At 41.3% G+C, this 12,083-nt stretch carries 9 protein-coding genes; 2 read left to right on the top strand and 7 right to left on the bottom strand.

What is annotated here, in order from left to right; translation table 11 throughout:
• Positions 1–96 precede the first annotated feature (96 nt).
• A complete protein-coding gene (locus ACIQXV_RS24425; RefSeq protein ID WP_402963215.1) occupies positions 97–1,368 on the bottom strand; it encodes a methionine gamma-lyase family protein in 1,272 nt (423 codons plus the stop codon).
• Positions 1,369–1,382: 14 nt separating this feature from the next.
• Entirely contained in the window at positions 1,383–2,642 is a 1,260-nt protein-coding gene (gene hflX, locus ACIQXV_RS24420) for a GTPase HflX (RefSeq protein ID WP_402963212.1), read from the bottom strand.
• 208 nt (positions 2,643–2,850) lie between these two features.
• Here hflX and ACIQXV_RS24415 point away from each other — a divergent pair, with 208 nt between their 5' ends.
• Positions 2,851–3,456 carry a trimeric intracellular cation channel family protein gene (locus tag ACIQXV_RS24415; protein WP_402963209.1) on the top strand — a complete coding sequence of 202 codons (606 nt, stop codon included), beginning with the start codon at positions 2,851–2,853 and terminating at the stop codon, positions 3,454–3,456.
• Between the two features lie 61 nt (positions 3,457–3,517).
• On the opposite strand, the gene spoVK is transcribed toward ACIQXV_RS24415, so the two are convergent.
• The 3 genes from spoVK to miaA all read right to left on the bottom strand — a co-directional run bounded on the left by spoVK (position 3,518) and on the right by miaA (position 5,867).
• The gene (gene spoVK / locus ACIQXV_RS24410; protein WP_402963206.1) at positions 3,518–4,465 is read right to left on the bottom strand and encodes a stage V sporulation protein K; all 948 of its coding nucleotides are present in this window, start codon (positions 4,463–4,465) and stop codon (positions 3,518–3,520) included.
• 188 nt (positions 4,466–4,653) lie between these two features.
• Positions 4,654–4,884 (bottom strand): RNA chaperone Hfq, encoded by a 231-nt coding sequence (gene hfq, locus ACIQXV_RS24405; protein ID WP_402963203.1) that lies wholly within the window; start codon positions 4,882–4,884, stop codon positions 4,654–4,656.
• 26 nt (positions 4,885–4,910) lie between these two features.
• Positions 4,911–5,867: a tRNA (adenosine(37)-N6)-dimethylallyltransferase MiaA gene (gene miaA, locus ACIQXV_RS24400; protein WP_402963200.1), complete on the bottom strand. Its 957-nt coding sequence runs from the start codon at positions 5,865–5,867 to the stop codon at positions 4,911–4,913.
• Positions 5,868–6,161: 294 nt separating this feature from the next.
• On the opposite strand from miaA, the gene mreBH reads away from it, so the two are divergent.
• Positions 6,162–7,169, top strand: a complete 1,008-nt coding sequence (mreBH, locus tag ACIQXV_RS24395) for a rod-share determining protein MreBH (protein ID WP_402963197.1) — start codon at positions 6,162–6,164, stop codon at positions 7,167–7,169.
• Positions 7,170–7,528: 359 nt separating this feature from the next.
• On the opposite strand, the gene mutL is transcribed toward mreBH, so the two are convergent.
• On the bottom strand, positions 7,529–9,418 hold the full coding sequence (mutL, locus tag ACIQXV_RS24390; RefSeq protein ID WP_402963194.1) for a DNA mismatch repair endonuclease MutL: 1,890 nt from the start codon (positions 9,416–9,418) through the stop codon (positions 7,529–7,531).
• A 13-nt stretch (positions 9,419–9,431) separates the two neighbouring features.
• On the bottom strand, positions 9,432–12,020 hold the full coding sequence (gene mutS, locus ACIQXV_RS24385) for a DNA mismatch repair protein MutS (RefSeq protein WP_402963305.1): 2,589 nt from the start codon (positions 12,018–12,020) through the stop codon (positions 9,432–9,434).
• Positions 12,021–12,083 lie beyond the last annotated feature (63 nt).

Genomic DNA, 12,083 nt, shown 5'->3' with positions numbered 1-12,083 from the left:
TAGAAATGTTGTCAATATCATGTTAGGTTTTCTAACATGGTTTTTTTCGTAAAAAAATAGGACAACTATCCAAGTTGTCCCTGATACATTCTTCACCTAATTCAGTTCTATTAATCCTTTTTCCATTAAATGATCAATCGCAAGACAAACGGCCATTTTTACATGGGCATAGGTTAGGCCGCCCTGTACATAGGCGACATAAGGCGGTCTAATGGGGCCGTCTGCCGTTAATTCAATGCTCGCACCTTGGATAAAGGTCCCTGCTGCCATAATGACGTCGTCTTCATATCCAGGCATATAGCTTGGGTGCGGCGTTACGTAGGAATTAACAGGTGAAGCAAATTGAATTGCCTGGCAAAAAGCAACCATTTTATCCCGGTCATCGAACTGTACCGATTGAATTAGATCCGTCCGCTTGGCATTCCATTTCGGGGATGAATTCATTCCTAATTTCTCCAGCATCGCTGCGGTAAATACAGCACCTTTTAATGCCTGGCCAACGACGTGCGGTGCAAGGAAGAAGCCTTGATACATTTCTTGCAGACTGTAAAGGGATGCACCTGCTTCAGCCCCAATCCCTGGTGAGGTCATACGGTAGGAACATGCCTCCACCCACTGTTTTTTGCCAACGATATAGCCGCCAGTCTTTGCAATCCCGCCGCCAGGGTTTTTAATAAGTGACCCCGCCATTAAGTCTGCGCCAACATGACATGGCTCCAGCTCTTCGACAAACTCCCCGTAACAATTATCAACAAAGACGACAACATCCTGTTTAATTTCTTTGACATACTTGATCATCTCGCCTATTTCGGCAACCGTGAAGGATGGCCTTGTCGCATACCCTTTGGAGCGTTGAATCCCAATCATTTTCGTATTAGGTTTTATTTTTCCCGAAACAGCTTCCCAATTGATTCCACCTTCATCAGTAAGTGCCACGCTATCGTAGGATATACCGAATTCCTTTAACGAGCCAACCCCGTTCCCACGGATTCCTACGATTTCTTCAAGGGTATCGTATGGTTTGCCGGTAATATAAAGAAGCTCATCGCCAGGGCGGAGAATACCAAATAAGGCAATTGAGATAGCATGCGTGCCAGATATGATTTGCGGACGTACAAGTCCTGCTTCCCCACCAAAAACATCAGCATAGACTAATTCCAGTGTATCTCTGCCAATATCATCGTATCCATAACCTGTTGACGGGGTAAAATGGGAGTCACTCACCCGTTTGTTTTGAAAACTTCTTAATACCCGAAATTGATTGGATTCAATTCTTTCATCTATTGCGTTATGTACTGAGACTATTTGTTGCTCAACTTCTTTTACAATCGGCTGAAGCTTTTCCCCATTTTTTAATTGTTGAAACATGTTGTTGCTCCTATCTAAATTTTAAATTTCTGTAATTGCCCTGTTATTTGGTGATCCTGTAGTGTAAACCCTTTGCATCGATAGAATTGACCCTCTTCCACAAAGGTGAGCTCCCTTAGGATGGTTTCATTTTTTAATTGTGAAAGCAGCTTTCCTTCTGTCGATGGGACCTGCACCTCGAATGGATTCATCATTTCGATGATTACCTTTTCCATTTTCTCTTTCAAAGCATGGCGATCCCTTTCATCATAAGCACTAATAAAAGCAGTAGGTGTATCGGCAGTTGGAACGAAATCAGGATGCTGAATATCTTTTTTATTATAAACGGTTAACTGCGGGATATCTTTAATTTTTAAGTCATCAAGCAGCTTTTTTACCGTTTTTTCATGATGGAAATAATCTGGATTCGACATATCGACGACATGAAGAAGCAAATCCGCTTCCTTAACTTCCTCAAGGGTTGAGCGAAATGCTGCGATTAAGGTCGTAGGGAGATCCTGAATAAAGCCAACTGTATCGGTAATCAATGATAAAAAACCACTTGGTAAAATCAATTTACGTGTCATGGGGTCAAGCGTTGCAAATAATTGATTTTCTTCATATGAATCCGCTTCGGACAAACGATTAAAAAGGGTTGATTTACCTGCATTCGTATAACCAACGATCGCAACTTGAAAGACTTTGTTTTTCTTTCTTCTTTCCCGGTATCGATCACGGTGTTGGACGATAACGGATAACTGGGTTTTAATATCGTCAATTCTGCGGCGGATGTGCCGGCGATCCGATTCTAACTTCGTTTCCCCGGGGCCTCTTGTTCCAATCCCTGCACCAAGACGAGATAAGGCAGTTCCTTGACCAGCAAGGCGCGGTAGGAGGTATTGCAGCTGTGCAAGTTCAACTTGGAGTTTCCCTTCTTTGGAGCGCGCCCTTTGTGCAAAAATATCCAATATGAGTTGGGTTCGGTCAATGATCCGGGCATTCACCGCTGAAGCAAGATTTCGCTTTTGGCTTGGAGAAAGTTCATCATTAAATATGACAATATCCGCTTCAAGTTCCTCAACAAGGGCATTTAGTTCTTCCACTTTACCTTTCCCTATATAGGTTGCCGGATGTACCCGATCCCTCTTTTGGACGACTGAAACCAACACTTCTCCCTGTGCGGTTTCCGTTAATGAGCCTAACTCCTCCATAGAATACTGAAAACGCAAATCATCACTTTCGTTGGTATGACAGCCAACAAGAATTGCTTTCTCTTTCGTTTCCTTTTGTTCCACTAGGCATCCTTCCTTCTCTAAAAGCACTACCACCCATCATAACAAAAATCGATTCCATTCTCTAATTTTTCACGTACTCTAAAAGATAATAAAAATTTGTTGTAATTTTCGCGCAAAGTGATAAAATTTTAATGTTTGTTAAATAATCGATATTACTATTATCATAGTGTTTTTTATATAAATGTACATCGGGGAGAAATCGGATAAAATGACGTGGGAAGTTTTAAGTATGATTGGCACTATTGCCTTTGCTGTCAGTGGTGCGATAGTGGCCATGGAAGAGGAATATGATATTTTAGGTGTATATATTTTAGGCATTGTCACTGCTTTTGGCGGCGGGGCGATTCGAAACCTGTTAATTGGTGTACCGGTTTCTGCCTTATGGGAACAGGGCTTATTTTTTCAAATTGCTTTGTTATCAATTACTGCGGTGTTTCTATTTCCTCGCAATCTGCTTAAACATTGGCAAAAATGGGGAAACCTATTCGATGCAATCGGCTTGTCCGCGTTTGCCATTCAGGGCGCAATGTATGCTGCCAATATGAATCATCCGCTTAGTGCTGTTATTGTTGCAGCTGTAATGACCGGAATCGGCGGTGGGATTATTCGTGATTTATTAGCAGGAAGACGACCGATTGTACTCAGAGCTGAAATTTATGCGGTTTGGGCCATTCTTGCCGGTCTTATCATCGGACTTAAGATTGCAACACATTCATGGGAATTGTATACCCTTTTTGTACTTGTTACCGGATTGCGGGTCCTTTCTTACACCTTCGATTGGAAGCTGCCTTCCCGGAGCCTTGGTTCCCATTAATTTCGAAAAAAATCGGCTATAGATAAGAAAATCGGCGGGCTGCACATTCCGCCGATTTTTTTCAGTCTTCATCAAACATAAGATCATTGCTTCTCAATGTCATCAATTCATGCCTGTCATAGCTATTAAGCATTAACAGTCTCATCGCTTGGGCACGCACTGATTTTTCGATGACATTACGGACATATCTGCCGTTTGAAAAACTATTCGGATTTAACACAGCCTTCACCCAAATTAAATGATCTCTTAGTTTTTTTTCGGCCTCATGGCTCAATGTATACTCTCTCTCAATTAACATTCTGCCGGCAATATCCATCAACTGATCAATATTGTAATCTGGGAAATCAATCACTAATGGAAAGCGGGAATGAAGTCCGGGATTTAAGGTTAAAAAATAATCCATTTCTCTAGAATACCCCGCAAGAATTAAGATAAATTCATGCTGTTTATCCTCCATATGCTTCACAAGTGTATCAATTGCCTCCTTGCCAAAATCCTTTTCCCCGCCTCTCCCTAAAGAATAGGCCTCATCGATAAACAGAATCCCGCCTTGAGCCTTCTTAATCAGATCCCTTGTTTTTTGCGCTGTATGGCCAATATACTCGCCGACGAGGTCAGCTCGTTCAGCCTCAATTAAGTGCCCTTTTGTCAGCACGCTCATTTTTTGAAACAGCTTTCCAATTAACCTTGCTACTGTTGTTTTTCCTGTCCCTGGATTCCCTTTAAACATCATATGGAGCGCTTGTTTTCTTGCCTTTAGCCCCATTTCCTCACGTTTCTTGTTTACATAAATCCATGCGTAAATTTCCTTTATCATTCGTTTCATTTCTTCCATGCCAACCAAAGCCCCGAGCTCCTCTTCAATTTCTTTTAAGGCCGCGTGTTCGGGGGGAATGATCTTTGGAACAACTTGAAAGTCAGGTAACTCTTTTGTTACTGTTTTTCCTTTTTGGGAATTGAGTACAACTCTTATTTGACCGTTACTTTTCATTCGAAATGGTTGATCCAAAGCTATCACCTCTCATTCTGCAAACAGTATACGTAAGGTAGCAAGATTTAAGCTACTCAGAAGTGTATTAGGTTAGGCATAATCCCACATTCTATGTGTATTCACGACCCAAGACTTTCATTAAAAGAATTTTTTTCAATAAAAAAAACGAGCCCACGGTTAATGGGCTCATTTTAGATAAAAGGATTTTATTGTGCATCCAACTCAAGTTGAACATTTCTTTGTGGTGCAAAGGTTGAAATGGCATGTTTAAATACCAATTGCTGTTTCCCCTCTGATTCAAAAAGAACTGTAAAATTATCAAAGCCCTTAATTTGGCCTCGTAATTGAAAACCGTTTAGAAGGAACACCGTTACGTGGGTGTTGTCTTTCCGGCACTGGTTTAAAAATTGGTCTTGAATATTAATCGCTGTTTTCATTAGTATATCCTCCTCTTTAATCTCTACTAATATGTATTCGATTTTACTTGTAGCTTTCCTTCAACATAATGTGAAATTTCCGCTATTTTTTTTGAGAAATTATTCACATCTGTCATATCAAACCATTGTACATCCATTTTGTTCCGAAACCAAGTCAATTGCCTTTTGGCATATCTTCTTGAATTTTGTTTTAAAATTTCTACAGCTTCGTCCAGCGTCACCCTGCCATCAATATAGTCATAAATTTCTTTGTAGCCGATCGCTTGAATGGACTGACAATCACGTATGCCTTGTTCATACAAGCCCTTTACCTCGGCTAAAAGGCCTTCGTTCATCATTATATCTACCCGGGAATTAATGCGCTGGTAAAGATTCACCCGTTCCATTGTTAAGCCGATTAGTGCTGTATTGTACAGAAGGTCTGGCTGTTGTGTACTTTGGTAGTCTTTCATCGTCTTCCCAGTCAGATGAAATATTTCCAGTGCACGAATGACCCTTCTAACATTATTCGGATGTATTTGTGCAGCACTTTCCGGATCAACCTCAATTAATTCTTTATACAGTGCTTCATTTCCTATTTCTTTTACCCTTTCCTCTAGCTTAAGACGAAAGGACACATCACCCGGAACATCGGAAAATTGATAATCATAAATGACAGACTGAATATACAACCCTGTCCCGCCGACTATAATGGGCAGCTTTTCCTTTTTGGCAATCTCATTTATTCTATCCCGAACAAGATGTTGAAATTCAGCAACGGAAAAATTTTCTGATGGCTCCTTGATATCGATTAAATGGTGGGGAATCCCTTCCATTTCTTTTTCTGTGATTTTTGCTGTCCCGATATCCATTCCACGATAAATTTGCATCGAATCCCCGCTAATGATTTCACCATTATAACGTTTGGCCATTTCGATACTTAATTTTGTTTTTCCTACTGCGGTCGGGCCAATAATAACCAATAATTTTTGTTTTGAATCCAATATTTTCACACTGCCTTATTCCATTTTCAATGAAGGATTTTCACTTCCACATCTCTATCGTAACATAAATTTGAATAGCAGTTGAACATCAAACAAGTATATACAAAAAAATTGTTTTCTATGCATTTTGACGAATGATTTTATTATATCCATTTTTGTACCAAAGATGAAAAATATTTCATGTATCTTTACAAAACGATAACGGTTCATTTACAAATAGCTTTTCACCCCCACATTCGTGGTAGGCTTATTCGTAGTGTTTCATGACTAATAAATAAGGAATAAGGTGAAGAAATGCTTTCAACATATGATATTGGAATTGACTTAGGAACAGCAAATATATTGGTGTATAGTAAAAACAAAGGAATCGTTCTTAATGAGCCATCCGTGGTGGTCATCGATACAGAAACAAAAAATGTAGTAGCTGTAGGGCTTGAAGCGAAAGAAATGATCGGAAAGACGCCTGAAAAAATTGTCGCGATCCGCCCTTTAAAAGACGGAGTCATTGCTGACTTTGATGTTACAACCGAAATGCTCAAGCACGTGATACGAAAAGCCTCTAAAAAAATGGGGTTTGCCCTTCGTAAACCAAATGTGGTCGTCTGTATCCCATCTGGTTCCACTAGTGTGGATCGAAGAGCCATTCAAGATGCGGTCAGAAATGCCGGTGCTAAAAAAATCTCATTGATTGAGGAACCAGTTGCTGCAGCTATTGGGGCCGGTTTACCTGTTGATGAACCGGTTGCCAATGTGGTTGTCGACATCGGCGGCGGAAATACAGAGGTTGCCATTATTTCCTTTGGCGGCGTTGTAGCCTGCCACTCGATCAAAGTTGGTGGTGATCGCCTGGATGACGATATTATTCAATATGTTCGGAAAGAATACAATGTGTTAATTGGTGAACGAACTGCTGAAAATATCAAAATGGAAATTGGGTATGCGCTAATTGACCATGAGGAATTTACCAAGGAAGTCCGCGGCCGTGACCTTGTCACTGGTTTACCAAAAACAATTACACTATCATCATACGAGACTCGGAATGCGATTAGAGAATCCCTTCTGCATATTTTAGAAGCAGTCCGTGCTACGTTAGAGGATTGTCCCGCGGAACTTAGCGGCGATATTGTTGACCGCGGAGTTATTCTGACTGGCGGTGGTGCATTATTAAATGGTATGGAGGCATGGCTTAGTGAGGAAATCTTTGTTCCTGTTGCACTCGCAACAAACCCACTAGAGTCCGTGGCAGTAGGAACTGGTATGGCTCTTCAATACATGGGTAAGCTGCAAGCAGCTATGAAATAGGATAAAATTCAAACATAAAAAATGCTCTTTTCTAAAAGTTTGTTGCTATTTTAGATTCGCCGATAAAATCGTAGATTCGCCGATAAACTTAAAAAAATCGCCGATATATCATATTAACTTGCTAATATGTGTAATTTCACACCATATTAGTGACTTTTTTTGGAGTAACCGTGGTTAATAACAACATTCTTTACGAAAACAGCCTATAAAAAAGAAGAGGCTGAAGGGCAAACCCCCCTTCAGCCTCTTTGTTTACAATTTTTTGTTACCGTTTTTCCTCTAATTCCTGGTGTTTGGTCACAATAACCTCTTCTTTGTTACCGTTCTACCTCTATTTTCCGGTTCACGGTCACAATAACCTACATTACCCGTTTAAACATCTTCTCCATTTCATAAACCGAATAATGGACAATGATTGGTCTCCCATGCGGACAGGTAAACGGATCAGATGCCTTCCGCAAATCATCCAGCAGTGCTTGGATTTCATCATTTCGCAAATGGCGGTTCGCTTTAATCGATGCTTTACAGCTCATCATGATGGCTGCTTCTTCTCGAAGTTTTTTGATATCGACTTTTTTCATCGATAAAAGCTGTTCAATCATGTCTTCAATGATTTGCTTTTCATCCCCTTTCGGGAACCATTGCGGATGAGATCGGACAATAAAACTATTCAAGCCGAATTCCTCAAGAAACACACCAACCACTTCGAGCTCACTAAGATTCTCCGTTATTTTCACATACTCATCTGTTGAATATTCGAAGGTAATCGGGACGAGCATTTCCTGCAATTCGGACTGAACCTGTCCCACCTTTTCCCGAAAATACTCATATTTCAGCCGTTCCTGTGCCGCGTGCTGGTCGATGATATATAAGCCATTTTCATTCTGGGCAAATATATAGGTCCCGTGCATTTGCCCGATCGGATATAGACGAGGGATTCTGCTTTCAGATTGATCGCCAGTTGACTCTATTATTTGCTTATGTCCTAGTGAATCGTCAATGGATTCGTTGACTTGTTCATCTGATTCAAAAAATGGCTTTGTTGGTACCCAAGCAACTGTTTCATCACGCGTCTCCATTCTATCAGGAGTACCTACAAATGGTGAAACCGGGAATGTCCTAGTTTCCTGAACAGTTTGTGCAGGAACTGACCATTCCCTATGAACTTCTTTATTAGTTGATGTTCCTTCATCAAGCGTTAACGAAGTCTGTTCAGATTTCGCATCTTCTTTTTTCACAGGAGTATAAGCAGTCGGAATTAAGATCTTGGATTTAAAGGTATCTTTGATGATTGTTGTCACAAGCTCATCCAGTTCTGCTTCTTTACTAATCCGAACCTCCATTTTCGATGGGTGCACATTTACATCTACCAGAAGCGGATCCATTTCAATATTTAGAAGCACAATCGGAAACCTGCCAATCGGCAGCAAGGTATGGTAGCCTTCCTGTATCGCCTTGGCTAACGGATAGTTTTTGATAAATCGACCATTAATCATGGTTGAAATATAGTTTCTTGACGCCCTTGTGATCTCGGGCATTGAAGCAAAGCCGCTGATTTTATAATCAAGCGACTGGCCAGTGATTGGAACAAGTTGCTTAGCAATCGCCAGCCCATATATCGCTGCCAGCACCTGACGAACATCGCCGTTCCCTGTCGTTTGCAGCAGCTTCCGCTCATTATGGATTAAACGGAACGCAACCTCAGGATGCGATAGGGAAAGCCGGTTGACAACATCGGTAATATTTCCAAGCTCTGTGTGAATCGTTTTCATATACTTCAAGCGTGCTGGCGTATTGTAAAATAAATCGGTAATCGTTATATCCGTACCCCGTCTTGCAGAAGCTTTCTCAAAAACTTCTACTTTCCCGCCTTCAATGACCACTCGATTTCCGGCACCTTCCCCGGTAGAGGTCTTCATTTCAAGCCGTGAAACCGAAGCGATACTCGGCAGTGCTTCACCGCGAAATCCAAGAGTACGGATGCGAAACAAGTCATTTTCGTTTTTGATTTTTGAAGTGGCATGGCGTTGAAAGGCGATTAACACGTCCTCTTCGTCAATTCCGTTGCCGTTATCGGTAATGCGAATTTTAGCGAGCCCCGCCTCCTCCACTTCAATTTCAATCACTGTACTGCCGGCATCGATTGCATTTTCTACAAGCTCTTTTACAACAGAGGCGGGGCGTTCAACGACTTCTCCCGCCGCTATTTTGTTAGACAGCGCATCATCTAATTGGATTATTTTTCCCATTCGCCTTCACCCCTTACTTTAACTTTTTCTGGAGCTCGTACAACATGTTAATTGCCTGCAGCGGGGTTACATCTAATAAATCTAATTCTTTTATTTTCTCCAACACTCGTTTTTCTTTAGAAGTCGATTCGTGTTTTTTCGGTTCTTTCGGTTCATCAAAGAATGACAGCTGTGCAGGCTGTTCCACAATAACTGGAGCCGTTTCTGCCGGCACCGTCTGTACTTCAGGCTGTTCTAACGCTGTTAAAATTTCATTCGCTCTGCTGATTAATTCTGCAGGCAGCTCCGCAAGCTGGGCCACATGGATCCCATAGCTCTTATCGGCAGGCCCTTCTTTAATTTTATGAAGGAAAACGACCTTGCCATTATGTTCAATTGCGCTGACATGAATATTTTTTAACTTCTGAAGCTCTTCATCCAAAACGGTCAACTCATGGTAATGGGTTGAAAATAACGTTTTCGCCCCAATCCTCTCATGGATATATTCAATAATTGCCTGTGCCAGCGCCATCCCGTCGTAAGTCGACGTTCCACGGCCGATTTCGTCAAACAATATCAAACTGTTTTGCGTTGCATTGGTTATCGCATTTTTAGCTTCGAGCATTTCGACCATGAACGTACTCTGTCCGGAAATTAAATCATCCGCTGCCCCAATTCGGGTAAATACCTGGTCAAATAGTGGCAGTACTGCTTCTGATGCCGGTACATAACAGCCGATTTGTGCCAAAATCGCAGTCAGTGCAATTTGGCGCATGTACGTACTTTTACCAGACATATTTGGTCCTGTTATTAACAATACTTCACGATCACTGTCCATTTGGCAGTCATTTGGAACATATTCCTGGGCGTTTAATACTTTTTCAACTACTGGATGACGGCCATCCTTCACCACAACTCTTCTTTCAGCCGAAAATTGCGGTTTCACATAGCGGCGCTCCTCACTTACTTGAGCAAAACATTGCAGTACATCAAGCTCACTGACCGATTTCGCCAATGCCTGTAATCTTGGGATCTGTTCCTTCACAATCTCGCGAATTTCGGTAAACAAATCGTATTCCAGTTCACCACATTTTTCTTCCGCTTGTAAAATTAACGCCTCTTTTTCCTTTAAGGCAGGGGTAATAAAACGTTCGGCATTTGTTAAGGTTTGCTTGCGTTCATACTGCCCTTCTTGCAAAAGATGCAGGTTTGCCCGTGTGACTTCAATATAGTAGCCAAATACGCGGTTATAACCCACCTTCAATGACTTTATTCCGGTTTTTTCGCGTTCTTCCCGCTCCAACTGGGCAATCCATGTCTTTCCGTTGCGACTGGCATCACGGTATTGATCAAGCTGGGCATTGTAGCCGTCCCGAATCATATTCCCCTCTTTTAAGGATAACGGGGGATTTTCCACAATCGCCTGCTCCAACAAATCGGTGATCTCTTCGCATGGATCCAGCTGCTCCGCGATTTGGCTCACATGTGCATTCTCCATATTTCCGAGGATTTCTTTTAAAAATGGCACCTGCATTAAGGAGCGCTTTAATTGCATTAAATCGCGGGCATTGACATTGCCAAAAGCAACACGTCCTGCTAATCGCTCTAAATCGTACACTTCTTTTAATTTTTCCCGAAGCTCCTGACGCTCAAAATAATGACTTAATAAGACTTCAACAATAGTTTGACGATGCTCAATTTCAGCCTGATTGATTAACGGCCGGTCAATCCAGTGCTTTAACATCCGTCCACCCATGGCTGTCATCGTCTCATCCATAAGCCATAATAATGATCCTTTTTTCCCTTTAGAACGGATCGTCTCGGTTAATTCCAGATTGCGCTTTGAATAATAATCAATTTTCATATATTGATGAATTTGATAGGTCGTAACCGGTTGGAGATGGTCAAGACTTCTTTTCTGCGACCGGTATAAATAGTTAAACAGCCTTGCTGTTGTTTGCTTTAATTTATCTTGATTCAGATCTTCGATCAGATGGGAAAAGTTCATATCTATCGAACTATTATCCTCAAACGAAATCGCTAGGACATCACGTTCGCGCATTTTCTTTTGAAGATCACCGTCAAAGCTGCTTGCGACAACTACTTCTTTAGCACTTAAAACCGACAGTTCATTTAATACATCATCAAAATTACTTGAAAGCAGGGTTACACGACTTTCACCAGTTGAAATGTCGTTATAAGCAAATCCGTAGGTTTGATCGTCAAATAATGTAATCGAGGCAATATAGTTGTTCTCTTTATCGTTTAACCCCTTGCCATCCATCACTGTTCCCGGTGTGATCAATTGGACAACTTCGCGTTTCACCATGCCTTTTGTTTGTTTTGCGTCTTCCATTTGCTCACAAATCGCCACTTTGTATCCTTTTGAAACAAGCTGTTCAATATAGTTCGGCGCGGCATGGTAGGGAACACCGCACATCGGAATCCGATCCTCTGAACCACCATCGCGGCTTGTTAAGGTTATCTCTAATTCTTGTGATGCTTTTACGGCATCCTCAAAAAACATTTCATAAAAATCACCTAAGCGAAAAAATAAAAAGGCATCTTGATAGTCTGCCTTAACGGTTAAATATTGCTGTATCATCGGCGTATAAGCAGCCATAATGACCTCCACTGTTAAATTCATTTCGAATATCTTCGACAAACTATTATATCACATAACAAA

Source organism: Neobacillus sp. NPDC097160 (genome assembly GCF_044762155.1).
In the GTDB taxonomy this organism is placed as follows: Bacteria; Bacillota; Bacilli; order Bacillales; family Cytobacillaceae; genus Neobacillus.
The sequence above is the reverse complement of the archived record's forward strand: the minus strand, read 5'-3'. Positions and strand labels throughout refer to the sequence as shown.

Excerpts from the sequence above, each read along its gene's own strand:
- ACIQXV_RS24415 (WP_402963209.1), top strand. The coding sequence starts at position 2,851 with ATGACGTGGGAAGTTTTAAGTATGATTGGCACTATTGCCTTTGCTGTC.
- hfq (WP_402963203.1), bottom strand. The coding sequence starts at position 4,884 with ATGAAAACAGCGATTAATATTCAAGACCAATTTTTAAACCAGTGCCGG.
- mutL (WP_402963194.1), bottom strand. The coding sequence starts at position 9,418 with ATGGGAAAAATAATCCAATTAGATGATGCGCTGTCTAACAAAATAGCG.
- mreBH (WP_402963197.1), top strand. The coding sequence starts at position 6,162 with ATGCTTTCAACATATGATATTGGAATTGACTTAGGAACAGCAAATATA.
- ACIQXV_RS24425 (WP_402963215.1), bottom strand. The coding sequence starts at position 1,368 with ATGTTTCAACAATTAAAAAATGGGGAAAAGCTTCAGCCGATTGTAAAA.
- mutS (WP_402963305.1), bottom strand. The coding sequence starts at position 12,020 with ATGGCTGCTTATACGCCGATGATACAGCAATATTTAACCGTTAAGGCA.